Annotated in this window: 24 protein-coding genes; 8 read left to right on the forward strand and 16 right to left on the reverse strand. The window is 66.9% G+C overall.

The annotated features are described in order from the left end of the window. Positions 1-41 precede the first annotated feature (41 nt). On the forward strand, positions 42-581 hold the full coding sequence (locus AC5P7S_RS04950) for a Smr/MutS family protein (RefSeq protein ID WP_005409007.1): 540 nt from the start codon (positions 42-44) through the stop codon (positions 579-581). 71 nt (positions 582-652) lie between these two features. On the opposite strand, the gene truD is transcribed toward AC5P7S_RS04950, so the two are convergent. The 10 genes from truD to AC5P7S_RS05000 form a co-directional block, all read right to left on the reverse strand. Next, positions 653-1,684: a tRNA pseudouridine(13) synthase TruD gene (truD, locus tag AC5P7S_RS04955; RefSeq protein ID WP_005416030.1), complete on the reverse strand. Its 1,032-nt coding sequence runs from the start codon at positions 1,682-1,684 to the stop codon at positions 653-655. Further along, a complete protein-coding gene (gene ispF, locus AC5P7S_RS04960) occupies positions 1,681-2,178 on the reverse strand; it encodes a 2-C-methyl-D-erythritol 2,4-cyclodiphosphate synthase (protein WP_005409005.1) in 498 nt (165 codons plus the stop codon). The genes truD and ispF overlap by 4 nt, the downstream gene beginning before the upstream one ends. A 34-nt stretch (positions 2,179-2,212) precedes the next feature. Further along, positions 2,213-2,911 carry a 2-C-methyl-D-erythritol 4-phosphate cytidylyltransferase gene (ispD, locus tag AC5P7S_RS04965; protein ID WP_005416029.1) on the reverse strand — a complete coding sequence of 233 codons (699 nt, stop codon included), beginning with the start codon at positions 2,909-2,911 and terminating at the stop codon, positions 2,213-2,215. Then, positions 2,908-3,261, reverse strand: a complete 354-nt coding sequence (ftsB, locus tag AC5P7S_RS04970; RefSeq protein ID WP_005416028.1) for a cell division protein FtsB — start codon at positions 3,259-3,261, stop codon at positions 2,908-2,910. Before ftsB ends, ispD begins: the two co-directional genes overlap by 4 nt. Before the next feature lie 4 nt (positions 3,262-3,265). Next, a complete protein-coding gene (gene eno, locus AC5P7S_RS04975) occupies positions 3,266-4,558 on the reverse strand; it encodes a phosphopyruvate hydratase (RefSeq protein ID WP_095377474.1) in 1,293 nt (430 codons plus the stop codon). A gap of 96 nt (positions 4,559-4,654) precedes the next feature. Then, positions 4,655-4,984, reverse strand: coding sequence for a hypothetical protein (locus AC5P7S_RS04980; protein ID WP_005416026.1), 330 nt, complete (start codon positions 4,982-4,984; stop codon positions 4,655-4,657). Further along, positions 4,984-5,331: a hypothetical protein gene (locus tag AC5P7S_RS04985; protein ID WP_095377475.1), complete on the reverse strand. Its 348-nt coding sequence runs from the start codon at positions 5,329-5,331 to the stop codon at positions 4,984-4,986. Before AC5P7S_RS04985 ends, AC5P7S_RS04980 begins: the two co-directional genes overlap by 1 nt. Further along, positions 5,328-6,158, reverse strand: a complete 831-nt coding sequence (gene kdsA, locus AC5P7S_RS04990) for a 3-deoxy-8-phosphooctulonate synthase (RefSeq protein ID WP_005416024.1) — start codon at positions 6,156-6,158, stop codon at positions 5,328-5,330. The genes AC5P7S_RS04985 and kdsA overlap by 4 nt, the downstream gene beginning before the upstream one ends. Positions 6,159-6,247: 89 nt before the next feature. After that, complete coding sequence (gene pyrG, locus AC5P7S_RS04995) at positions 6,248-7,912, reverse strand: CTP synthase (protein ID WP_005416023.1); 1,665 nt, start codon at positions 7,910-7,912, stop codon at positions 6,248-6,250. 400 nt (positions 7,913-8,312) lie between these two features. After that, positions 8,313-8,546 (reverse strand): hypothetical protein, encoded by a 234-nt coding sequence (locus AC5P7S_RS05000; RefSeq protein ID WP_005416022.1) that lies wholly within the window; start codon positions 8,544-8,546, stop codon positions 8,313-8,315. Positions 8,547-8,717: 171 nt separating this feature from the next. Here AC5P7S_RS05000 and parE point away from each other — a divergent pair, with 171 nt between their 5' ends. The 3 genes from parE (at position 8,718) to AC5P7S_RS05015 (ending at position 12,918) form a co-directional block, all read left to right on the forward strand. Continuing rightward, complete coding sequence (gene parE / locus AC5P7S_RS05005; protein ID WP_005416021.1) at positions 8,718-10,607, forward strand: DNA topoisomerase IV subunit B; 1,890 nt, start codon at positions 8,718-8,720, stop codon at positions 10,605-10,607. A gap of 125 nt (positions 10,608-10,732) precedes the next feature. Further along, the gene (locus tag AC5P7S_RS05010; protein WP_095377476.1) at positions 10,733-11,311 is read left to right on the forward strand and encodes a GNAT family N-acetyltransferase; all 579 of its coding nucleotides are present in this window, start codon (positions 10,733-10,735) and stop codon (positions 11,309-11,311) included. A 110-nt stretch (positions 11,312-11,421) separates the two neighbouring features. Continuing rightward, the gene (locus AC5P7S_RS05015) at positions 11,422-12,918 is read left to right on the forward strand and encodes a S10 family peptidase (RefSeq protein ID WP_032954081.1); all 1,497 of its coding nucleotides are present in this window, start codon (positions 11,422-11,424) and stop codon (positions 12,916-12,918) included. Positions 12,919-13,273: 355 nt separating this feature from the next. Here AC5P7S_RS05015 and AC5P7S_RS05020 read toward each other — a convergent pair whose 3' ends face one another. Both AC5P7S_RS05020 and AC5P7S_RS05025 read right to left on the reverse strand, forming a co-directional pair. After that, entirely contained in the window at positions 13,274-14,395 is a 1,122-nt protein-coding gene (locus tag AC5P7S_RS05020) for an inorganic phosphate transporter (RefSeq protein WP_005416018.1), read from the reverse strand. 13 nt (positions 14,396-14,408) lie between these two features. Next, positions 14,409-15,035, reverse strand: a complete 627-nt coding sequence (locus AC5P7S_RS05025) for a DUF47 domain-containing protein (protein WP_004152833.1) — start codon at positions 15,033-15,035, stop codon at positions 14,409-14,411. A 292-nt stretch (positions 15,036-15,327) separates the two neighbouring features. Between AC5P7S_RS05025 and AC5P7S_RS05030 the strand changes: the two genes are divergently transcribed. Together AC5P7S_RS05030 and AC5P7S_RS05035 are read left to right on the forward strand one after the other, a co-directional pair. Next, positions 15,328-16,632 (forward strand): hemolysin family protein, encoded by a 1,305-nt coding sequence (locus AC5P7S_RS05030; RefSeq protein WP_005416017.1) that lies wholly within the window; start codon positions 15,328-15,330, stop codon positions 16,630-16,632. Further along, complete coding sequence (locus tag AC5P7S_RS05035) at positions 16,616-17,275, forward strand: exopolysaccharide biosynthesis protein (RefSeq protein WP_053501113.1); 660 nt, start codon at positions 16,616-16,618, stop codon at positions 17,273-17,275. The genes AC5P7S_RS05030 and AC5P7S_RS05035 overlap by 17 nt, the downstream gene beginning before the upstream one ends. A gap of 112 nt (positions 17,276-17,387) precedes the next feature. Here the strand turns inward: AC5P7S_RS05035 and AC5P7S_RS05040 are convergent, their stop codons facing one another. The 4 genes from AC5P7S_RS05040 to AC5P7S_RS05055 all read right to left on the reverse strand — a co-directional run bounded on the left by AC5P7S_RS05040 (position 17,388) and on the right by AC5P7S_RS05055 (position 20,712). Beyond that, complete coding sequence (locus tag AC5P7S_RS05040; protein ID WP_095377477.1) at positions 17,388-17,885, reverse strand: pyridoxamine 5'-phosphate oxidase family protein; 498 nt, start codon at positions 17,883-17,885, stop codon at positions 17,388-17,390. 70 nt (positions 17,886-17,955) lie between these two features. Then, complete coding sequence (locus AC5P7S_RS05045; RefSeq protein WP_005416014.1) at positions 17,956-18,951, reverse strand: LLM class flavin-dependent oxidoreductase; 996 nt, start codon at positions 18,949-18,951, stop codon at positions 17,956-17,958. A gap of 191 nt (positions 18,952-19,142) precedes the next feature. Beyond that, the gene (locus AC5P7S_RS05050; protein WP_005416013.1) at positions 19,143-19,910 is read right to left on the reverse strand and encodes a sulfurtransferase; all 768 of its coding nucleotides are present in this window, start codon (positions 19,908-19,910) and stop codon (positions 19,143-19,145) included. A 436-nt stretch (positions 19,911-20,346) separates the two neighbouring features. After that, the gene (locus AC5P7S_RS05055) at positions 20,347-20,712 is read right to left on the reverse strand and encodes a DUF6164 family protein (RefSeq protein WP_095377478.1); all 366 of its coding nucleotides are present in this window, start codon (positions 20,710-20,712) and stop codon (positions 20,347-20,349) included. Positions 20,713-20,782: 70 nt separating this feature from the next. Between AC5P7S_RS05055 and AC5P7S_RS05060 the strand changes: the two genes are divergently transcribed. Then, positions 20,783-21,217, forward strand: coding sequence for an FKBP-type peptidyl-prolyl cis-trans isomerase (locus tag AC5P7S_RS05060; protein ID WP_005416011.1), 435 nt, complete (start codon positions 20,783-20,785; stop codon positions 21,215-21,217). Next, entirely contained in the window at positions 21,204-22,451 is a 1,248-nt protein-coding gene (locus AC5P7S_RS05065; RefSeq protein WP_095377479.1) for a TIGR03862 family flavoprotein, read from the forward strand. Before AC5P7S_RS05060 ends, AC5P7S_RS05065 begins: the two co-directional genes overlap by 14 nt. The last annotated feature ends 16 nt before the right edge of the window (positions 22,452-22,467 follow it).

The raw sequence follows: 22,467 nt of genomic DNA on the forward strand, positions 1-22,467 counted from the left end.
CCGTCATAGGCAGACCCGCGCCGGCGGTTTACCCTGTGCGCATGTCGCACCCTGAAGACGAAGATCCGGCCGCGTTGTTCCGTGCGGCCATCGGTGAAGTGACGCCGCTGCGCAAGGATGCCGAACCGGCGCCTGCTGCGCCCCGGCCGAAGCCGCGCGCACGCATGGCCGAACGCGACGAGGCCGAAGCCGCGGGCGAGTTTGCGCGGCTGCTGCGCGACAGTACGCCGCTGGAAGCGGGCGACGTGGCCAGCTACCGCCGCGACAACCTGCCACCGCGCCTGTTCCAGCGTCTCAAGCGCGGCCAGTATTCGGTACAGGATGAGCTCGACCTACACGGCGCCACCGCCGCGCAGGCGGAAACCCTGCTGCGCCAGTTCCTGCTGGAAGCGCATGCACACGAGTATGGCTGCGTGCGCATCATCCACGGCAAGGGCCTGCAGTCCGATGGCGGTGCACCGGTGCTGAAGAACCTGGTTGATCGCCTGCTGCGGCTTCGCAACGACGTGCTGGCGTTTCATTCGGCGCCGACCGGGCAAGGCGGCACCGGCGCGGTGCTGGTGTTGCTGGCGCGGCGTTGACAAAAAGGGGACGGAGGGAATTAAGTCGTTTGTGCCACAAACGACTTAATTCCCTCCGTCCCCTTTTTCTGTCAGGCCTGCGCGGCGTCTTCGACGGGGCCGAGTTCGTGCAGCACGGCGGTGGCGTAGCAGCCCGGCGGCAACGCGAACGAGAGTTCCAGTACATCACTGGCCAACCACTGATGCTGCAGCAACGCCGGGCGCAGGCGCAGCGCGCGGCGCTCCTGCTTCAGCCGTGCGTCTTCCAGGCCAGCGCGCAGCGCCTTCGATTCCTCGTCGTCCAGCGCGGCCAGCTCCAGCTCACGTGCAGCGTCGGCGCTGCGCAGCTCGCCTTCGCCCCACAGCGGCGCGCTGGGATGGATGTCGAAACGGGCCAGGCGCTCGGCCAGCACGTCGGTGTAGGGTTCGGGGCCGAACACGCTGCGGCTGCCGTCGAGCATCCACACTTCACCGTCCAGCGGTTGATCCCAGTTGCCCTGCTCCACGCGCGCGGCGAGCACACGATTGAACAGCGCCGAGCGGGCGGCTGACAGCAGCAGCGAACGCTGGTCCTTGCGCATGCGGCGGCCACCGAACATCGCCAATGCGGCAGGCACGTTGCCGCCGTCGCGGCCGAAGCGCTGCTCGCCAAACCAGTTCGGCAGGCCGCGCCCGGCGACCTGCTGCAGGCGCTCGCTGATCGCCGCAGCATCGCCCTGCACCTCGCGCAGCACCAGCCTGAAGCGGTTGCCGGCCAGTGCACCACGCTGCAGCTTGCGGTTGTGCCAGGTCGCTTCGAGCACTTCGATCTCATCACTGGCCAGCTCGGCCAGATCCGGCGCGACGCGCTTGGGCAGGTGCACGCTGAAACGCTGGGTGGTGACTGCATGCCGATCCTTCATGCCGGCGTAGCTCACCGCCATTTCCGGCAGGCCCGCCCACTTGGCCAGCAGCTTGGCCACATGCACAGTGTTGGCGCCGCGCTTGCGGATGTGCAGCAACAGGTGCTCACCTTCACCGGTGGCCTCGAAGGCCGGCAGTTCATCCACCTGGAAATCGTCCGGCGTGGTGCGGATGCGCGCCGTCAACAGCGGCGCACCAAACGCCAACGGCAGCGGGATCATGCCGCCACCAGCAACACGACCGCCTGCGCGGCGATGCCTTCGCCGCGGCCGGTGAAGCCCAGCTTCTCCGAGGTGGTCGCCTTGACGCTGACCGCGTCCAGCGGCAGCTGCAGCAACCCACCAATGCGCTCACGCATGGCCAGCGCATGCGGGCCAACCTTCGGCCGCTCGCAGATCACGGTGATGTCGGTGTTGCCAACGCGCCAGCCACGCTCGCGCAGCAGGCTGTCGCAATGGCGCACGAAATCGCTGCTGTCGGCGCCCTTCCAGCGATCATCGCTCGGCGGGAAATGCTGGCCGATATCGCCCAGCGCCAGCGCACCGAGCATGGCATCGCACAGGGCGTGCAGGATCACGTCGCCGTCGCTGTGCGCCAGCACGCCGCAGCTGTGCGGCACGTTCACTCCGCCGAGCATGATGTGATCGCCTTCACCGAAGGCATGGACGTCGTAGCCCTGGCCGATACGGACGGGCGGGAACGGTGCGGTGCTCATGGATGCAGCCCTTGCAGCAGGGCCGCGCGGGCAGTCAGCCGGCGCGGCGGGAAAGTACGAATTCGAACCGGTCCAGATCGGCCGGGGTGGTGACCTTGAAGTTGTCCTCGCTGCCTTCCACCAGCAGCGGGCGCTGGCCCTGGCGCTCCATGGCCATGGCCTCGTCGGTGACTTCAACACCGGCAGCGGCGGCGTCGGACAGCGCGCGGCTGAGCTGGTGGCGGCGGAACAGCTGTGGTGTCAGTGCACGCCACAGCCGCTCGCGCGGTTCGGTGCCATCGATGCCACCGTCGTCGCCCGCGCGCTTGAGGGTGTCGCGCACCGGTGCAGCCAGGATCGCCCCGACCGGATCGGCACGCCCGACTTCAAGCAGGCGGCCAAGATCGGCCAGCGACAGGTTGGGTCGCGCGGCATCGTGGACCAGCACGAATTCATCAGCGCGCACCGAGTCCGGCAACGCCTGCAGCCCAGCCAGCACCGAGGCGGCACGGGTCGCGCCGCCGATGCAGGTCAGCACCGGTTTGCCGGCCCATTCGCTCCAGCCCGGCCAGTCGCCGTCGTCCTGGCCGATCACCACCATTGCGCCGGCCACGGCCGGATGCGCCAGCAGCGCGTCCAGGGTATGAGCGAGCAGGATCTGCCCGCCCGCCTGCAGGTACTGCTTGGGCAGCGGCGCACCAAAGCGGGCGCCACGGCCGGCAGCCGGAACCACCACCCAGATCGCCGCGCTCATGGCACGTCCGCCGGGTGATCGCCGGCCTGGACAGTGACGCCTGCAGCGGGCTGCGCCGGACGGACCGGCGCATCCTCGACCACGCGGTAGAACTTCTCACCGGGCTTGATCATGCCCAGCTCGCTGCGCGCGCGTTCCTCGATGGCGGACTGGCCTTCCTTGAGGTCCTTCACTTCGGCGGCCAGCGCGTCGTTGCGCTGCTGCAGGCCCTCATTGTCCCGTTCCTGGTTGGCGACCTGGGCTTCGAGCATCATCACTTCACCCGAATTGCCCGGACCGAACCAGAAGCGGTACTGCAGCCAGCCCAGCAACAGGGCCAGCACAAGCAGCATCCAGCGCCAGTCGCGCATCGGCTCAGCGCTTCAGCGAAACGAACGCGTCACGACCGGCGTAACGCGCGCCGGCGCCGAGGGCTTCCTCGATGCGCAGCAGCTGGTTGTACTTGGCCACGCGATCGCTGCGGCACAGCGAGCCGGTCTTGATCTGGGTGGCGGTGGTGGCCACGGCGATGTCGGCGATGGTGGTGTCTTCGGTTTCGCCCGACCGGTGCGAGACCACGGCGGCATAGCCGGCGCGGTCGGCCATGGCGATCGCTTCCAGGGTTTCGCTGAGCGTGCCGATCTGGTTGACCTTGATCAGGATCGCGTTGGCGGTGCCCGAGTCGATGCCTTCCTGGAAGATCTTCGGGTTGGTCACGAACAGGTCGTCACCGACCAGCTGCACCTTCTTGCCGATGCGGCCGGTCAGCAGCTTCCAACCCGCCCAGTCGTTCTCGGCCAGGCCATCTTCAATCGTGATGATCGGGTACTGCGCGGCCCAGTCGGCGAGGAAGTCGACGAACTGCTCGGAAGTCAGGCGCTTGTTCTCGCCGACCAGATTGTACTTGCCGTTCTCGAAGAATTCGCTGGAAGCCACGTCCAGGCCCAGCAGCACGTCTTCACCGGCGGTGTAGCCGGCCTTGCCGATTGCTTCGAGGATGGTGTCCAGCGCTTCGACGTTGCTGCGGAAGTCCGGCGCGAAGCCGCCTTCGTCGCCCACCGCCGTGCTCAGGCCGTGGCCCTTCAGCACCGACTTCAGCGAATGGAAGATTTCGGTACCGGCGCGCAATGCTTCGGAGAACGAGGTGAAGCCGACCGGCAGCACCATGAACTCCTGGAAGTCGACGTTGTTGTCGGCATGCGCGCCGCCGTTGATGATGTTCATCATCGGCACCGGCAGCGACGGGGTCACGCCGGTCCGGGCAGCCAGGTACTGCCACAGCGCCTGCTTGCTGGATGCGGCGGCGGCGTGCGCGGCGGCCATCGAAACACCCAGCAGTGCGTTGGCGCCCAGCCGACCCTTGTTCTCGGTGCCGTCCAGATCGATCAGGCGACGGTCGAGGCCGGCCTGGTCGGTGGCTTCAAACCCCTTCAGCGCGGCGGCAATCGTGGTGTTGACGTTGTCAACGGCCTTGCGCACGCCCTTGCCCAGGTAACGGGTCTTGTCGCCATCACGCAGCTCGACCGCTTCCTTGGTGCCGGTCGAGGCGCCGGAGGGAACCGCGGCGCGACCGAACGAACCGTCCTCCAGGATGACTTCGGCTTCCAGCGTGGGGTTGCCACGGCTGTCGAGGATTTCACGGGCGTGGATGCTGCGGATCGTACTCATGGTCGGGCCGGTTACCTGTCTGGAGAGGGGGCGACAAAACGAATGCCGCGTGATTATCCCCGGCTGCCCGCCACTTGCCAAATGGCCTGGGCAGCATCAGCCCCAGCTGGACCCGATCACGATAAGGACCAGCGAGACCAGCATCACCAGCAATGCACCGGCAATCGCCGCAAGGATGGGGCCACGCCGCCGTCGCCAGGCCAACACCATCGCCACCGGGCTGCCGAGAAAGCACAGCACCATCGTGACCAGCGCGCCCAGCAGCCACCACTGCGTGGCCTGCACGCCATTGTTTCCGTCCCCGGGCGGCCGGAAGCCGGCGGTGAAGGCCAGCACGCCCACCACCAGGGCCATCCAGGTCAACACGGACAGCGCCAGCGCGATCAGGCCCCAGGGCCAGCCGCGCGCCGATGGGGTCGTATTCATCAAAGCCATCCGTAGAACAGGGTGCCGATCCACAGAGAAAGCAGGATGATCGCCAGCCCTGCCGGTACCTTGCCACGGTTCAATCGCCAGGCCAGCACAGCCGAAGCGACGCACCCTGCGCTGGCCAGCAGCTCTCCGACCACAAGCGCAATGAAATACGCCCGAAGATCGAGCGCGCTGCCGCCATCACCCGGTGGGCGCACTGACGCGGCGCCGATCAGCACCAGGCAGAACAAGCCCACGGTGAACACCGCGGACAGCCCCAGCGCGATCTGGCCCCACGGCCACTGTCTCCAGTGCCGGCGGTGACGCTGGGTTTCCAGCGCCACCCACGGGTCACGACTCACGCGAAGCGCGAGAAACCGTGCTTCTTGGTCACCGCGTCGAGTTCCATCAGGGTCTCGAGCAGGGCCTCCATCTGGTCCAGCGGCCACGCGTTGGGACCATCGGACAGCGCCTTGGACGGGTCCGGATGAGTCTCGGCGAACAGGCCGGAGATGCCCACCGCCACGGCGGCACGGGCCAGCACCGGCACGTGCTCACGCTGGCCACCGGAACTGGTGCCCTGCCCGCCCGGCAGCTGCACCGAATGGGTGGCGTCGAACACCACCGGGCAACCGGTCTCGCGCATCACCGCCAGCGAACGCATGTCGCTGACCAGGTTGTTGTAGCCGAAGCTGGCACCGCGCTCGCAGACCATGATCTGCTCGTTGCCGGTGGCCTTGGCCTTCTCCACGACCGGCTTCATGTCCCACGGCGCCAGGAACTGGCCCTTCTTGATGTTGACCGGCTTGCCGGCCGAGCACACCTTGCGGATGAAGTCGGTCTGGCGGACCAGGAACGCCGGGGTCTGCAGCACGTCCACCACCGAGGCCACTTCGTCCATCGGGGTGTACTCATGGACGTCGGTCAGCACCGGCACGCCGATCTGCTTCTTCACTTCGGCCAGGACCTTCAGGCCCTCTTCCATGCCCGGGCCGCGGAACGCGGTGCCCGAGGTGCGGTTGGCCTTGTCGAAGCTGGACTTGAAGATGAAGTTCACACCGAGCCTGTCGGTGATCTCCTTCAGCTTGCCGGCGGTATCGAGCTGCAGCTGCATCGACTCGATCACGCAGGGGCCGGCGATCAGGAACAGGGGCTGGTCCAGCCCGACCTCGAATCCACACAGTTTCATGGCGTTTCCTTGTTGTCCGCAGCACCGGCAAGGCCGGTGCGCTGGGGGTTGAAGCATGCAGGATGGGGGCCGAAGCCCCCATTCACAAGTCAGGCGCGCGCTTCGGAAAGCAGCTTGCCGCCGGCCTTGCGCTCGCGCGCGGCACGGATGAAACCAATGAACAGCGGGTGTCCGTCACGCGGCGTGGACAGGAATTCCGGATGCGCCTGGCAGGCCAGGAACCACGGATGCGCGTCGCGCGGCAGCTCGACCACTTCCACCAGGGTGTCGTCCATCGACTTGCCGGCGATCACCAGGCCCGCATCTTCCAACTGGGTGCGGTAGCGGTTGTTGAACTCGTAGCGGTGGCGGTGGCGCTCGGCGACCACGTCCTTGCCGTACAGCTCGCGGGCCAGCGTGCCCGGCTTCAGGCGCTGCTCCTGCAGGCCCAGGCGCATGGTGCCACCCAGGTCGCTCTTATCGTCACGCTTCTCGACATCGCCGCTGGCGGTGCGCCATTCGGTGATCAGGCCGATCACCGGGTTCGGCGACTGGCGGTCGTTCTCGGTGCTGTTGGCGCCTTCCAGGCCGACCACGTTGCGCGCGTAATCGACGACGGCCGCCTGCATGCCGTAGCAGATGCCGAAATACGGAACCTGCTGCTCGCGGGCGAACTTCGAGGTCAGCACCTTGCCTTCGAAACCACGGTCACCGAAGCCACCCGGCACCAGGATGCCGTCGACATCGGCCAGCGCGGCCATGTCGGTGCCTTCCAGGTCCTGTGCTTCCAGCCACTTCAGGTTGACCTTGGTGCGCTGGCGCAGGCCGCCGTGCTTGAGTGCTTCGCCGACCGACTTGTAGGCGTCCTGGTGGTCGACGTACTTGCCGACCACGGCGATGGTCACTTCATCCAGCGGATGCAGGGTCGCGTCGACCGCGTCTTCCCACATCGACAGGTCGACCGGACCGGCCTTGTCTGCCAGCTTCAGCTGGTTCACCACGATTTCGTCCAGGCCCTGTGCATGCAGGCCAGACGGGATGCGGTACAGCACGTCCACGTCCGGCACGCTGATCACCGCACGCTCGGAAACGTTGGTGAACTGGGCGATCTTGCGGCGCTCCGAATCCGGCACCGCCTGCTCGGAGCGGCACAGCAGCACGTCCGGCTGGATGCCGATCGAGCGCAGTTCCTTCACCGAGTGCTGGGTCGGCTTGGTCTTCAGCTCGCCGGCGGCGCCGATGTACGGCACCAGGGTGAGGTGCATGAACAGCGCCTTCTCCGGGCCACGCTCGGTGCGCACCTGGCGGATCGCCTCCAGGAACGGCAGCGACTCGATGTCGCCGACGGTGCCGCCGATCTCGACCAGTGCCACGTCATAGCCTTCGGTGGCTTCGTCGATGCAGCGACGGATCTCGTCGGTGATGTGCGGAATGACCTGCACGGTCGCGCCCAGGTAGTCGCCGCGGCGCTCCTTGCGGATCACGTTCTCGTAGATGCGGCCGGTGGTGACCGAGTTCTTGCGGCTGAGGCGGGTGCGCACGAAGCGCTCGTAGTGGCCCAGGTCGAGGTCGGTCTCGGCGCCGTCGTCGGTGACATAGACCTCACCGTGCTGGAACGGACTCATGGTGCCCGGGTCGACGTTGATGTACGGGTCGAGCTTCATCATCGTGACCTTCAGGCCACGGGCTTCGAGAATGGCGGCCAGCGACGCGGCGGCAATGCCTTTGCCGAGCGAGGACACCACGCCGCCGGTTACGAAAATCAAGGGAGTCATGGCTGCAAGCATCCTGTCTGGAAATGGAAAACGGCAGCACCACGCGCACCCGGAGGGCGGGCATGGTGCTCAGAGGGGGTTTTCCGGTTCGCTGTGGCAGCGAGGGAGGTGCGGATCCGTGCGGCGGCAGGCGCCGGACGGGAACCATCGTGCGAGGTCGGGGCGGCCGTGCCGGTCAAATCGACCGTCACCTGCGACCCGCCATGCTGGAAGCCACGCTTGGCCGCTCCAGCCCATTCGCAAAGGGTGGACACGCACTTACTCCCGGAAAGCCATAGTTTACAGATTGATGGCCGCCAACCCAAGGGGCTTGTGCGGCCAATCCAACAAAAAACGCCCCGCTGGGCGGGGCGTTTCGGTGCGCAACCCTTGTCGCAAGGGCGCTTGGCAGGTTGCGGGATCAGCGCTTCTTGCGCGCTTCCTCTTCCTCTTCCTGCTGCGGGGCCGGCTGGCCCTGCGCCTTCATTTCGGCATTGGCCTGGGCCCGACGCTTGGCCTTGGCATCGGCCTCGGCCTGCGCCTTGTCGGCCTGGTCACCCTGCTGCGGGGCCGGCTGGCCGGCGTTCTGCGCCACCACCAGCGGCACTGCAACGGCGGCAGCGGCCAGGATCGCAATGGTCAGCAACTTCTTCATGAGGTCCTCCTCGCGGTATGGCTTGGACGTTCAGACCCAACGGGGCCGCCGGCGTTCAGATTCCAGCGGCTGCCATTTTACCCCCTCCCCGCCGCCGAGGCTGAACCGCAGGCGTGCAAATTCCCGTGCCAGACCCCACACTTGCCCGTCGCTCCAAGCTTTCGAAGACAGATGAACGCCCGCTATAACGCCGCCGATATTGAAGTCCTGTCCGGCCTTGACCCGGTCAAGCGCCGTCCCGGCATGTATACCGACACCGCGCGCCCGAACCACCTGGCGCAGGAAGTGATCGACAACTCGGTGGACGAAGCCCTCGCCGGTCACGCCCGTTCGATCGAGATCACCCTGTACAAGGACGGCAGCGTGGAGGTCAGCGATGACGGCCGCGGCATGCCAGTGGACATTCATCCGGAGGAGAAGATCCCGGGTGTCGAGCTGATCCTCACGCGCCTGCACGCAGGCGGCAAGTTCAGCAACAACAACTACACCTTCTCCGGCGGCCTGCACGGCGTCGGCGTCAGCGTCGTCAATGCGCTGTCGACCCTGGTGGAAGTGCACATCAAGCGCGACGGCGCCGAACACCGCATCACTTTCCGCAACGGCGACCGTGCCACGCCGCTGGAAGTGGTCGGCAGCGTCGGCAAGAAGAACACCGGTACCCGCGTGCGCTTCTGGCCGGACCCAAAGTACTTCGATACGCCGAAGTTCGCGGTGCGCGCGCTCAAGCACCTGCTGCGCGCCAAGGCCGTGCTGTGCCCGGGCCTGACTGTGAAGCTGACCGATGAAGCCACCGGTGAAGTCGATACCTGGTACTACGAAGACGGCCTGCGCGATTACCTGAAGCTGGAGCTGGGCGAGCGCGAATCGCTGCCGGCCGACCTGTTCGTCGGCAACCTGAAGAAGGACACCGAGGTAGTTGACTGGGCCGTGGCCTGGCTGCCGGAAGGCGAGCTGGTGCAGGAAAGCTACGTCAACCTGATTCCCACCGCGCAGCACGGCACCCATGTCAACGGCCTGCGCACCGGCCTGACCGAAGCGCTGCGCGAGTTCTGCGACTTCCGCAACCTGCTGCCGCGTGGCGTCAAGCTGGCCCCGGAAGACGTGTGGGACCGCGTGTCGTTCGTGCTGTCGCTGAAGATGACCGACCCACAGTTCAGCGGCCAGACGAAGGAGCGCCTGTCCTCGCGCCAGGCCGCCGGTTTCGTCGAAGGTGCCGCCCATGATGCGTTCAGCCTGCTACTGAACCAGAACGTGGAACTGGGCGAGAAGATCGCGCAGATCGCCATCGAGCGTGCCAGCGCGCGCCTGAAGACCGAGAAGCTGGTCGTCCGCAAGAAGATCACCCAGGGCCCGGCCCTGCCCGGCAAGTTGGCAGACTGCATCAGCCAGGACCTGTCGCGCACCGAGCTGTTCCTGGTGGAAGGTGACTCGGCAGGCGGCAGCGCCAAGCAGGCTCGCGACAAGGATTTCCAGGCGATCATGCCGCTGCGTGGCAAGATCCTGAACACCTGGGAAGTCTCGTCCAACAGCGTGCTGGCCTCGGAGGAAGTACACAACCTGGCCATCGCCATCGGCTGCGACCCCGGCAAGGACGACATCAGCGGCCTGCGCTACGGCAAGGTGATCATCCTGGCCGACGCGGACTCCGACGGCCTGCACATCGCAACGCTGCTGACCGCGCTGTTCCTGAAGCACTTCCCGGCACTGGTCGATGCCGGCCATGTGTTCGTGGCGATGCCGCCGCTGTTCCGCATCGATGTGGGCAAGCAGGTGTTCTATGCCCTGGACGAGGAAGAAAAGCGCTCGATGCTGGACAAGATCGAGCGCGAGAAGATCAAGGGCGCCATCAACGTCACCCGCTTCAAGGGCCTGGGCGAGATGAACCCGCCACAGCTGCGCGAGTCGACCATCCACCCGGATACGCGCCGCCTGGTCCAGCTGACCGTGGACGATGGCGAGCAGACCCGCTCGCTGATGGACATGCTGCTGGCCAAGAAGCGCGCGTCCGACCGCAAGGGCTGGCTGGAGTCCAAGGGCGACCTGGCTTCGCTGGAAGTCTGATCCCTCGCGGGGTCGGATCCGTTTCCCGCCGGGAAAGGGATCCGACCCATCCGCCCCGGGCATGCCGCCCCCATCGGCAAACCCGGCGGCGCCATAATGCGCGTCCATCCGCGTGGACCACCGTATTGGCCAGCCACTCGCTGCTGTTCCCCGACCTGCCGCTGCACAGTGCACGGCTGGTCCTGAGCCCGATCCGCCGTGACGACGCCGCCGCGCTGTTCGCGCTGCAGTCCAATCCCGACGTGATGCGCTGGTGGAATCATCCGGCCTGGACGCGACAGGCCGAGGCGCGCGAGCAGATCGACGATGATCTCGCCGCCCATGCCATCGGTACCCAGCTGAAGCTGGCCGTGCGCGAATCGCTGGAAGGTCCACTGCTGGGCATCTGCGTGGTGTTTGCAGTGGACCGCACTGCAGCCCGCGCCGAGATCGGCTACCTGCTGGCACCCGATCGCCAGGGCCAGGGCTACATGCACGAGGCCCTGCAGCAGGTACTGGCCTACCTGTTCGGCACCCTCCACCTGCATCGCGTGGAAGCCGAGATCGACCCGCGCAACGCACCCTCCGCGCACGTGCTCGAACGCCTGGGCTTCTGCCGCGAGGGAGTGCTGCGCCAGCGCTGGCGCATCCAGGGGGAACTGGCCGACTCGGCCGTCTATGGCCTGCTTGCCGATGACAAAGCGGCAACCGCCCTGTCCGCTTGACCCAAGCTGGCCAATAGCGGCCGCAACGCACGGCCATGCCTCTGGACACATACGACATGGGCCGCCACCGGCCTAGCATCGCAATCCCCTTCCGCTGCCCACCCGGTGCCATGAAGTCCCTGTTGCACACTGCCGCGCTCTGCGTCGGCCTGCTCATCGCCCCAGCCAGCGTGCTGGCCGCGCCTGATGCCGACGCCAAGCCCGATCCGAAGGACGACAAGACCGAGGCACCTGCGTTGCCCGCAGACGCCTCGGCCCGCCAGAGCATGCGCCTGGCCGGCCGCACCCTGGACTACACCGCCACCGTCGGCACCCTGCCGGTACGCGATGCCAAGGGCAAGGTGATCGCCGACGTGGTGTTTACCGCCTACACGATGCCGGGCAAGGACCGGCCGGTGACCTTCGCGCTCAATGGCGGCCCCGGGGCATCGTCGGTCTACCTCAACATGGGCGCGATCGGGCCCAAGGTGGTGACCTTCGGCTCCGAGGGTGACAGCGCGTCGGCGCCGGCGACGCTGCACGACAACCCCGGCACCTGGCTGGACTTCACCGATCTGGTGTTCATTGATCCGGTCGGGACCGGCTTCAGCCGCGCGCGCATCGGCGACGACGAAGCGAAGAAGGCGCTGTACAACCCCAGCGCCGACATCGAATACCTGTCACGCTCGATCTACGACTGGCTGCTGCGCAACCAGCGCATGGCGTCGCGCAAGTACCTGACCGGCGAGAGCTACGGCGGCTACCGCGGCCCACGCATCACCCACTATCTGCAGACCCGGCTGGGTGTTGCGATGAACGGCCTGGTATTGGTCTCGCCCTACCTGAGCCCGACCCTGGAAGACAACGCCGATGTCTCGCCGATGGCGTGGATGCAGACGCTGCCGTCGATCGCCGCCGCGCACCTGGAGCGCCAGGGCAAGCTGACCGATGCAGCGATGCGCGAAGTAGTGGAATACACCCGTGGCGACTACGCCACCGCGTTGATGAAGGGCCGCAGCGATCCGCAGGCGACCGAGGCAATGCTGCGCCGGGTGACCGAACTGACCGGGCTGGACCCGCAGTTCGTGCGCCGTGCCGGTGGTCGGCTGGAAACCCAGGCCTACCTGCGTGAAGTGTTCCGCGACAAGGGCACGCTGGGCAGCCGCTACGATTCCAACGTAACCGCGTTCGATCCATTCCCGAACGATCCGGAGCAGCGCGCCAACGATCCGCTGCTGGACAGCATCATTGCGCCGACCACCACGGCGATGGTCGACTTCGTGACGCGCGTGGTCGGCTGGAAGGTGGATGCGCGGTACCAGGCGCTGAACTACGACGTGAACCGGCTGTGGGACCGCAATGGCGAGCTGCGCGATGGCGCGGTGACCCAGCTGCGCCAGGCCGTGGCGATCGACCCGCACCTGCAGGTGCTGATCGTGCATGGCTGGAACGACCTGTCGTGCCCGTTCATGGGTTCGATCCTGACCGTGGACCAGATGCCGACGATGGGCAGCAATCCGGACCGGGTGCAGGTGCGCAGTTATCCGGGCGGGCACATGTTCTACAGCCGGGCCGACAGCCAGGCGGCGTTCCGCAGGGATGTGCAGGCGCTGTTCCAACGCAATTGAGGAGGGTCGGCCGGGACTGCGGCCCGGCACCCGCTGACTGCAACGGCAATTGCAACTGCAAAAGCGGGCATTCCGTGGGTTGGCGGAGCGGGTCCGGTTGCGGGGGACGCCGTAAACCCGTCCATGGGGGCTTGGTCGCGGCATCCATGCCGCTCACACCCCCGCAACCGGACCCACCCCGCCTTCGACAGTTTCCCGCTGCTGCTGGTGGGTGCCGACCGTTGGTCGGCACGCTTGGATACAGAGGAATGATCTGCCATGAAAAAAGCCCGCCGGTATCCGGCGGGCTTTTTCGTTTACCGGGATCAGATCCTTTTCCCGCAGGGAAAGGGCTCTGATCCCAAGGCCGTTGGCATCAGGTCCAGCCGAACATCTCGAACAGCTTCAGGATCAGGTACGCACAGCCGCCGGCGGCCGGGATGGTCAGGATCCAGGCCCAGACAATGCGCTCGATCACGCCGAACTTCAGCGAACGCGGGTTCTTGGCGAAACCGACGCCCATGATCGCGGTGGAGATGCTGTGCGTGGTCGAGACCGGCATGCCGAAGTGGGCCGCCAGGGTCAGGATGGTGGCCGAGCTGGTCTCCGCGGCGAAGCCGTGGATCGGGTGCAGCTTGACCATCTTGTGGCCCAGGGTCTTGATGATCTTCCAGCCACCCGAGGCGGTACCGGCAGCCATCACCACTGCACAGGTCAGTACGATCCACATGGCGATGCCGTCACCGGCGTGCGCGTCCGGGTGCATGAAGGCCAGCCAGGACGGCAGATCGTTCAGTGCGCCGGTGGCTTCGGCACCAATCAGGGTCATCGCGATGATGCCCATGGTCTTCTGCGCGTCGTTGTGGCCGTGGGCGAAGCCCATGTAGGCCGCCGAGGCGATCTGCGCCTTGCCGAAGAAGGCATTGACGATGCGCGGACGGGCCAGGCGGCCGATGGCGCCACCGACCTTGGCCAGGCCGGCGATCAGCGCCCACAGCAGCACCATCACCACGATGCCGAGCAGGAAGCCGGCGATCGGCGAGGTGATCATCGGCACGAACACCTTCCACAGCAGGCCCTTGTTCTGCGCCCAGCTGCCCAGGCGCTCCGACCAGATCAGCGCGTCCCAGTTGTTGTGGGCCGCGGCCAGACCGGCACCGCAGAGGCCACCGATCAGGGCGTGCGAGGACGAGGACGGCAGGCCCTTCCACCAGGTGATCAGGTTCCAGATGATGCCGCCCAGCAGGGCGCACAGGATCACCTGCGGAGTGACCTCGACCACGTTGGTGTTGAGCAGGCCCGAGGCGATGGTCAGCGCCACCGCCGTACCGGTCAGCGCACCGATGAGGTTCATGAAGGCGGCCAGCATCACCGCCCAGCCGGGCGAGAGCACCTTGGTCGCCACTACGGTGGCAATGGAGTTGGCAGTGTCGTGGAAGCCGTTGATGAACTCGAAGACGAGCGCGGCCAGGATCACCACCAGGACAAGGGTCAACATGCGGCGGCGTCCGTCAGCTGTTCTTCAACACGATCTGGTACGCCACCACGCCGGCCTCGCGGCAACGGTCGATGGCCTTTTCCAGGATCTCGAAGAATTCCTTCAGCAGGAACATCTGCAGGTTGTCCAGGCGACCGGAGTAGATGTCGCGGTACAGCTCGAGCATCAGGCGGTCGGCCTCGTTCTCCAGCGAGCGCAGCTTCTCGTTCAGCGCGGTCATCCGGTCCAGGTTCATGTGGCGCAGGTCAGCCACCATCTCCACCACCACGCCGGCGGCCTGTTCCAGCATCGCCGCGCGCGGCGCGAAGTCGATGTGCTCCAGGTGGGTCGTGGCCAGCGAATAGCGATCGGCGAACTTCTCGATCTGCTTCGGAATCTTGTACAGGGCCGAACCCAGCGCTTCGATGTCTTCGCGCTCGATCGGGGTCATGAAGCTGTCGACCAGCGCCTGGCTGATCTTGTCCGAGGCCGCGCGTTCGCGCAGGCGGGCCAGCTTGAAGGCGTCCAGCGCGGGCTGGCGATCGGCCTCGCGCAGCATCGAATGCAGCGCCTTGGCGGCATCGGAAGCCGCGACGGCAGCCTCATCAAGCAGGGTGTAGAACTGTTTGCCGGAACCGAAAATGGTCTGCAGAGAGAACATTGAGAAACCTGTCAGCCGTCGCGGGAAGGACGGCACCAGAGCGAATTATGACGGCTAGATGACCATCACGGGTATCCCCGCGCCCTTTCCGGGCTCTGGGACCCCCAACCTGAACAGGCGGTTGCCACCCTGCCACGCCCCTTTGCTAAGATGCCAGCGCGCCTCCGGGCGCACCTTATGGACGACGACCCTTATCCCCCTGCGCCGCGCCGGACCCTGTTCCTGAGCGCCAGCCGCCATCGCAAGCACCCGCCCTCCCTGCCACCAACCGGGGACGACGCCCGTGTTTGAAATGATCCTGATTGTCTTCGCGCTGGTTCTGCTGAACGGCTTCTTCGCCATGTCCGAGATGTCGGTCATGACCTCGCGCAAGAGCCGCCTGAAGCAGATGGCCGCCACCTCCAAGCGCGCCGCCAAGGCGCTGGAGCTTTCGGAGAAGCCGGAGAGTTTCCTGTCCACGGTGCAGATCGGCATCACCGTGATCGGCGTACTGACCGGCTACCTCGGTGGTGATGCGATCGGCGACGCGATCGCCGGCTGGCTGCAGGGCCTGATGCCCGGCTTTGCGTACGCGCGCGAAGTAGGCACCGCTCTGGCGGTCTCGCTGATCACCTTCATCACGCTGATCTTCGGCGAACTGGTGCCCAAGCGCCTGGCCCTGACACGTTCCGAGGCCATTGCCGGCCTGGTCGCGATGCCGATGAGCTGGCTGGCCAGGCTCGCCCTGCCCTTCGTCTGGCTCCTGTCCAAGACCACCCAGCTGGTGCTGAAGGTGCTGGGCCTGGGCAAGGACGAGGCCGCGCAGGTGACTGAAGAGGAGATCCGGATGCTGGTGGCCGAGAGCCACGAGGCCGGCGTGATCGACGCCCACGAGCGCGACATGATGAACCGCGTCATGCGCCTGGGCGACCGCACCGCCGACAGCCTGATGACGCCGCGCAACCGCATCGCCTGGCTCGACACCCAGGCCGGGCTGGAGCGCAATCTGGACATCATGGCCGAGCACGAGTTCTCCCGTTACCCGGTGTACCGCGACAACGACATGGACGTGGTCGGCGTGCTGGAGCTGAAATCGCTGGCCACGCGCATGGCGCGCGGCGACAACGCGCTGTTCCAGACCCTGCGCGAACCGCTGTACGTCTCCGAATCGACCCACGCGATGAAGCTGCTGGAGATCTTCCGCGAGGAGCAGCAGTCGATGGCGCTGGTGGTGGACGAGTACGGCGAGATCCAGGGCCTGGTGACCATCAGCGACCTGATGGGCGCCGTGGTTGGCCGCCTGCAGGCGGTGGAGAATGCCGATGAAGACGCACTGGTGGTGACCCGCGAGGACGGCTCGCTGCTGGTCGACGGCTCGCTGCCGATCGAGGACCTGCGCGAGCTGATCGGCAGCAACGACCTGCCCGATGCCGAGGATGGCGACTACTACACGCTGGCCGGCATGTGCATCCATTACTTCGGCCGCATCCCGCACGCAGGCGAGTACTTCGACTGGGCCGGCTGGCGCTTCGAGGTGGTCGACCTGGACGGTGCGCGGGTGGACAAGCTGCTGCTGCGCACGTTGTCCGACGAGCAGGCCGATGAGCTCACCGCCTGAGGCCGGCCAGGGCCAGGGCGCGCAGCGCCCGACCTACCGCAACGAGGGCATCCGCACCCTGCTGGAGATGTTCGCCTCCGGCGATCCTGCCGAGCACATGCCGCTTGGCCAGATCCTCAGCAACCTGCAGCAGAGCGCGTTTGGCGTGTTCCTGTTCGTGGCGATCCTGCCCTCGTTCATCCCGATCCCGGGCATGGGGGGGGCGGTCAGCGGCCCACTCGTGGTCCTGATCGGACTGCAGATGCTGTGTTGCCTGCGCCGGCCCTGGCTGCCCGGTTTCATTGCCCGACGCGGGCCGAAGCGCGGCACCATGCACCGCTTCCTGGACCGTATCGATCGCCCGTTGCGGCGGCTGGACAGGATGCTGAAGCCTCGCCTGCCGCAGTTGCTGACACCGCTGCCCGCGCACGCCTTCAGCGGCCTGCTGCTGGTACTGCTGGGCATCCTGCTGTCGTTGCCGATTCCGTTCACCAACTTCCTGTTCGGCTTCCAGCTGCTGCTGTTCTCGCTGGCGCTGCTGGAGCGCGATGGTGCATTGATGCTGTTCAACTGGATCGCAGCGCTGGTGGCGATCGCGTTCTTCGGCTTCAGTTCCGGGCAGCTGGTGGGCTATACAGTGGAGCTGTTCCAGCGCTGGTTCTGAAGTGGCATCCGGTAGAGCCGGCCGCTGGCCGGCTGCCACGTTTCCAGGGTTGCCGGCCAGCGGCTGGCACTACCCGCATCCGGTAGATCCACGCCACGCATGGATGCAGCAATCACCGAAGGTCGACGAATCCGTTGTCCGCCAGCGGTGCCGGATCGTCCCGCACCGCCGACAGCACGAAGCTCAACGCCTTGCCCAGCAAGGTGCCCGGGCCATCCCAGTATTCGGCGCTATCGGCGCGCACGTGGATCAGGCGAAGGTTGGGGTCTTCCTTGCCGGCGGGGAAGAACAGCTTCATCGCCGGCGACCACAGCTCTTCGATCTTCGCGCGATCATCGACAACCCGCGCCCGCCCCGCCACAGACACATAGGTGTTCTTCGATGGCGAGGCATAGGCCACATTGACGCGCGGGTCGAGCGCGATCTCGGCCACCTTCGGGCTGTCGGCGGTGATCACGAACCACAGGTCACCGTCGAAGGCGACCTGCTGGGTGGCCAACGGCCGGCTGTAGAGTCGCCCGTCGACGCCGGTGGTGGTGAACATCGCCACCTCCACGTCCTTGATCAGTTCAGCCAGCTGGGCAATGTGTTCGGCGCGGGTCTCGGCCATGGTGGGGATTCCAGAAGTGGGGAGCCCCCATCAGACGCGGATCGGCCGCAACGGGCCGTGACGCGGTTGTTCAGCCCGCGTGGCGGCCATGCCAGGCGTTCATCGCCAGCTCGAAGGAACGCAGGCGCGCACGATGGTCATACAGGTTGGCAGTAAGCATCAGCTCGTCAGGCTTGTGCCGCTCAACGAAAGCGGCGATACCCTCGGCCACCTGCTGCGGATCGCCCAGCACGGTGCAGGCCAGGGCCCGTTCCACGCCGAACTTTTCGTGCGGCTCCCAGAAGGCTTCAATGTCGTCGATCGGCGGCGGGATCTTGCCCGGCCGGCCGCGGCGCAGGTTGACGAAACTCTGCTGCTGGCTGGTGAACAGGCGACGCGACTCGGCCTCGCTGTCGCTGGCAACAACGTTCAGGGCCAGCATCGCGTGCGGCTGCTTCAACGTGGCCGAGGGACGGAATTCGCGGCGGTACACCGCCAGCGCTTCGTCCATCACGTCCGGCGCGAAATGCGAGGCGAATGCATACGGCAGGCCCATCGAGGCCGCCATGCGTGCGCCAAACAGGCTTGATCCCAGGATCCAGGTCGGCACCCGCAGGCCACCACCCGGAACGGCCTGCACCGCCTGTCCAGGCTGGACCGGCTCGAAGTAGTGCAGCAGCTCGCGCACGTCCTGCGGGAACTGGTCGGCGCTGTCGAAATAGCGGCGCAGTGCACGTGCGGTCGGCTGATCGGTGCCCGGCGCACGGCCCAGGCCAAGGTCGATGCGGTCCGGATACAGCGAGGCCAGCGTTCCGAACTGCTCGGCCACCTGCAGCGGGGCATGATTGGGCAGCATGATGCCGCCCGCGCCGACCCGGATGCGTTGGGTGCCACCGGCAACATGACCGATCAGCACGGCGGTGGCGGCACTGGCGATGCCGGGCATGTTGTGGTGTTCGGCCAGCCAGTAGCGGCGGTAGCCCAGCGCATCGGCGTGCTGGGCCAGTTCCAGCATGTTGGCGAAGGCGGCAGTGGTGTCACTGCCCTCGCAGACCGGGGCCAGGTCAAGGATCGACAACGGGATCATCAGGCGGTTTTCCGTCACAGGATCACCCTTGCATGGGGGCGGCCGGGCGCGGCGGCCAGTGACGGTGGCGGGATGCTGATTCCCGTAGGGCAGGTTCAGCGCCCACCGCGCTTGGTCCGGTAGAGCCGGCCGCTGGCCGGCGGGCAACGTGCCCTGGCAGCCGGCCAGCGGCCGGCTCTACCGGGCAAGCGTCAGAACGCGCTGGGGCGCGGCTCGGGCAGCGGCTGGTCGACCATCGGCTTCAGCTCGGCATCCAGCGCCACACGCTCATCGAACACGAAGCAGCGGCCTTCGTAGCCTTCGCCGCCCACCTCCTCGAAGTAGCCGAGGATGCCGCCATCGAGCTGCAGCACATTGTCCATGCCGTCATTGACCATCCACAGCGCGGCCTTCTCGCAGCGGATGCCGCCGGTGCAGAAACTGACCACGGTGCTGTCCCGCAGCGCATCGCGATGCGGCGCCAGCGCCTCGGGCAGGTCGGTGAACTTGCGGATGGGCAACACCAGCGCATCCTTGAAGGTGCCGTACTCCACTTCCTGCAGATTTCGCGTATCGAGCATCACCACCGGCTTGCCGGCATCGTCATGGCCCTGCCGCAGCCAGCGCTGCACGGTGGCCGGATCGACCGACGGTGCGCGCGGATAGTCCAGCGGCTGGCCGTCATCGCGGCGGAAGCTGATGATCTCGTCCTTCACCTTGGCCTTCAGCCGCGCGAACGGCTGATGCTTGCTCAGGCTGGTCTTGACCCGCATGCCGGCGAAACGCGCATCGGCATGCAGCGCTGCATAGAAGCCCTCAACCGCCTCCGGCGCCCCCGCCAGAAACAGGTTCAGTCCCTCGCCCGCCACCAGGATCGTGCCGCGCAACTCCGCCGTCTCGGCACGGGCCAGCAGCTGGTCGCACAGGGCCCGGGGGGCGTCGATGACGGCGAAATGATAGGCAGCGGTATTGGCGATCATCCCGCCATTTTAGCGCCTCCCGCCCGCACAGACAGATTCAGGGGTCAGAGCCCTCTGCGCGGCAGAGGGATCCGACCCCGGCAGGTACCCAGAACTTGTCAGAGGCGGGGCGGTGTGGGCAGGCGGGACCGTTGGCGCCATGGGCCCGAGGCATGCCTCGGGCGGGTTGGGCAGGACGCCCAACCCCGGTCTTGCCGTGTGCGCAGGACAGCGCACACGAGCAAGGCGCCATCGAGCCGCCAGGGGTGAGGCGCTTTGCTTGCGAAGCACTGCTTCGCAGGCGCCCGAACGCACAGCCGCCAGCGGCTGGGCCGGACCGCGAAGCGGGGTCTACGGCGTGTCCCGCCTGCCCACACCGCCGCGCCATCCCACGGAAACCCGCTTCTGACGTTGCCGTTGCCTCTGCGGGTGCCGGGTGCAACCCGGCCGAAACCCGTTACCCCCGCAACAGCAGGAACGGCAGCAGCACCAGCGCCGCGGCACCGGCCATCGCCAGCAGCACCAGCACCACATAGGCCGGCCGGCGCCGGAACAGGCTGCCGAATGTCTCCGCCGTCCCCTCGCGCAATGCCTGCTCGCGTTCAGCCCGCACGCGCACGCCGCGCGCCGCCTGGTACTCGGCCATCAACGCCTTCGCACGCGGATGATCATCGTCGTCGCGCAGCCACAGGCCACCATTGGAAATGCCCCACGGGCTGGGTTCAGTGCGATACCAGGCGATGCCGTGCTGGTCGAGCAGCGTGCAGACATCGGCATATTCGTCGTCGCCGACGTTGCGCAGATTGAGCAGGAGTTTTGCCATGGCCCCATGATACCCGGCGCCGATGCGCTACCCTTGCCGCCCTCGCCCCGCGCCCTTCTGGAGACGCCCGATGCGCCGCCTGCTGCTTCCCCTGCTGCTGTCCCTCGCCGCCGCTGGCTGCTCGACCGAACCATCCGGCCCGCCGCCCGGCGGCACGCTGACCACCTTCGAGCGGATCGATACCGTGCCCGGCACCGGCGCCGAAGCCATCGCCGGCAGCAAGGTCACGGTGCACTACACCGGCTGGATCTACGACAACCGTACCGAGACCAAGCACGGCAAGACCTTTGACAGCTCCTTCAAGCACGGCGAGCCGTTCACCTTCGCGCTCGGCGCCGGCCAGGTCATCCGCGGTTGGGACGAGGGCGTGGCCGGCATGAAGGTCGGCGGCAAGCGCACGCTGATGATTCCGCCGGACTACGGTTACGGGGACCGCAAGGTCGGCCCGATTCCGGCGGGCTCGTCGCTGGTGTTCGACGTCGAGCTGCTCGATGTCAAACCGTAATGCCGCCATGCCCCATCGGGTCGTCGTCATTGGCGGCGGCCCGGCCGGCCTGTTCGCCGCCGAACACCTGCGTGCCGCTGGGCTGGAGGTCGACCTGTACGAGGCCAAGGGGTCGCCTGGCCGCAAGTTCCTGATCGCCGGCAAGGGCGGCCTCAACCTCACCCATTCCGATCCGCGGCCGTTGTTCGACAGCCGCTACCGCGAGCAGGCCGCTGTGGTCGGCAGCTGGCTGGACGGCTTCGACGCACAGGCACTGCGTGACTGGGCCAACGGCCTGGGCGTGGAAACCTATGTGGGCAGCTCCGGCCGCGTGTTCCCGGTCGACCGCAAGGCGGCGCCGCTGCTGCGCGGCTGGGTGCGCCGGTTGAAGGAACAGGGCGTGCGCCTGCACGCCAACCACCGTTGGATCGGCTGGAGCGACGACGGCGCCCTGCGCTTTGCCACCGATGCGGGCGAAGTCGATGTCCGCGCCAATGCCACCGTGCTGGCGATGGGCGGGGGCAGCTGGCCGCAGCTGGGCAGTGATGGCGCCTGGGTCGTGCCACTGCAGGCGGGTGGCGTGGACATCGCGCCGCTGCAGTCAGCCAACTGTGGCTTCGACGTGGACTGGACGCCGTTCTTTGCCCAGCGCAATGCCGGCGCACCATTGAAGCCGGTGGTCGCGCACTGGATCGACCTGGCTGGACAACCGCGGTCGCTGCAGGGCGAGTGCGTGGCCAGCGAATATGGCATTGAAGGCAGCCTGGTCTACGCGTTGGCCGCCGACCTGCGCGAGACCATCAACCGCGATGGCCACGCAATGCTGTGGCTGGACCTGGTGCCGGGTCGCGACGAGGCGCGCCTGCTGGCCGACCTGTCACGTCCGCGCAAGGGCCGAAGCTTCGGCGAGCACCTGCGCCGCCAGGCGGGTCTGGATGCGGTGAAGGCCGCACTCGTGTTCGAGATTCTTGGCAGGGAGGCCGGCAACGACCTGCCGGCTGTGGCTGCCACGCTCAAGCGCCTGCCGCTGCGCCTGCTGCGCCCAAGGCCGATGGCCGAGGTGATCAGCACCGCCGGTGGCGTGCGCCTGGATGCGCTGGATGACGGCCTGATGCTGCGGGCAGTTCCCGGCGTGTTCTGCGCCGGTGAAATGCTGGACTGGGAAGCCCCCACCGGCGGCTACCTGCTGACCGCGTGCTACGCCAGTGGCCGGCGTGCCGCCGAGGGCGTGATCGGTTGGTTGGCGGAGCGGTGACGCCTGCGGCGTAGCG

This window comes from Stenotrophomonas sp. YJH_SMC_32 (genome assembly GCF_059369975.1).

Bases quoted from the DNA above. Each gene is read 5' to 3' on its own strand.
- AC5P7S_RS05000 (WP_005416022.1), bottom strand. From the start codon at position 8,546: ATGAAGAAGTTGCTGACCATTGCGATCCTGGCCGCTGCCGCCGTTGCA.
- parE (WP_005416021.1), top strand. From the start codon at position 8,718: ATGAACGCCCGCTATAACGCCGCCGATATTGAAGTCCTGTCCGGCCTT.
- pyrG (WP_005416023.1), bottom strand. From the start codon at position 7,912: ATGACTCCCTTGATTTTCGTAACCGGCGGCGTGGTGTCCTCGCTCGGC.
- AC5P7S_RS05060 (WP_005416011.1), top strand. From the start codon at position 20,783: ATGCGCCGCCTGCTGCTTCCCCTGCTGCTGTCCCTCGCCGCCGCTGGC.
- AC5P7S_RS04980 (WP_005416026.1), bottom strand. From the start codon at position 4,984: ATGAATACGACCCCATCGGCGCGCGGCTGGCCCTGGGGCCTGATCGCG.
- ispF (WP_005409005.1), bottom strand. From the start codon at position 2,178: ATGAGCACCGCACCGTTCCCGCCCGTCCGTATCGGCCAGGGCTACGAC.
- AC5P7S_RS05045 (WP_005416014.1), bottom strand. From the start codon at position 18,951: ATGATCCCGTTGTCGATCCTTGACCTGGCCCCGGTCTGCGAGGGCAGT.
- AC5P7S_RS05065 (WP_095377479.1), top strand. From the start codon at position 21,204: ATGTCAAACCGTAATGCCGCCATGCCCCATCGGGTCGTCGTCATTGGC.
- AC5P7S_RS05030 (WP_005416017.1), top strand. From the start codon at position 15,328: ATGATCCTGATTGTCTTCGCGCTGGTTCTGCTGAACGGCTTCTTCGCC.
- eno (WP_095377474.1), bottom strand. From the start codon at position 4,558: ATGAGTACGATCCGCAGCATCCACGCCCGTGAAATCCTCGACAGCCGT.
- AC5P7S_RS05020 (WP_005416018.1), bottom strand. From the start codon at position 14,395: ATGTTGACCCTTGTCCTGGTGGTGATCCTGGCCGCGCTCGTCTTCGAG.
- AC5P7S_RS04950 (WP_005409007.1), top strand. From the start codon at position 42: ATGTCGCACCCTGAAGACGAAGATCCGGCCGCGTTGTTCCGTGCGGCC.
- ftsB (WP_005416028.1), bottom strand. From the start codon at position 3,261: ATGCGCGACTGGCGCTGGATGCTGCTTGTGCTGGCCCTGTTGCTGGGC.
- AC5P7S_RS05015 (WP_032954081.1), top strand. From the start codon at position 11,422: ATGAAGTCCCTGTTGCACACTGCCGCGCTCTGCGTCGGCCTGCTCATC.
- AC5P7S_RS05040 (WP_095377477.1), bottom strand. From the start codon at position 17,885: ATGGCCGAGACCCGCGCCGAACACATTGCCCAGCTGGCTGAACTGATC.
- ispD (WP_005416029.1), bottom strand. From the start codon at position 2,911: ATGAGCGCGGCGATCTGGGTGGTGGTTCCGGCTGCCGGCCGTGGCGCC.
- kdsA (WP_005416024.1), bottom strand. From the start codon at position 6,158: ATGAAACTGTGTGGATTCGAGGTCGGGCTGGACCAGCCCCTGTTCCTG.
- AC5P7S_RS05025 (WP_004152833.1), bottom strand. From the start codon at position 15,035: ATGTTCTCTCTGCAGACCATTTTCGGTTCCGGCAAACAGTTCTACACC.
- AC5P7S_RS05055 (WP_095377478.1), bottom strand. From the start codon at position 20,712: ATGGCAAAACTCCTGCTCAATCTGCGCAACGTCGGCGACGACGAATAT.
- AC5P7S_RS05035 (WP_053501113.1), top strand. From the start codon at position 16,616: ATGAGCTCACCGCCTGAGGCCGGCCAGGGCCAGGGCGCGCAGCGCCCG.
- truD (WP_005416030.1), bottom strand. From the start codon at position 1,684: ATGATCCCGCTGCCGTTGGCGTTTGGTGCGCCGCTGTTGACGGCGCGC.
- AC5P7S_RS05050 (WP_005416013.1), bottom strand. From the start codon at position 19,910: ATGATCGCCAATACCGCTGCCTATCATTTCGCCGTCATCGACGCCCCC.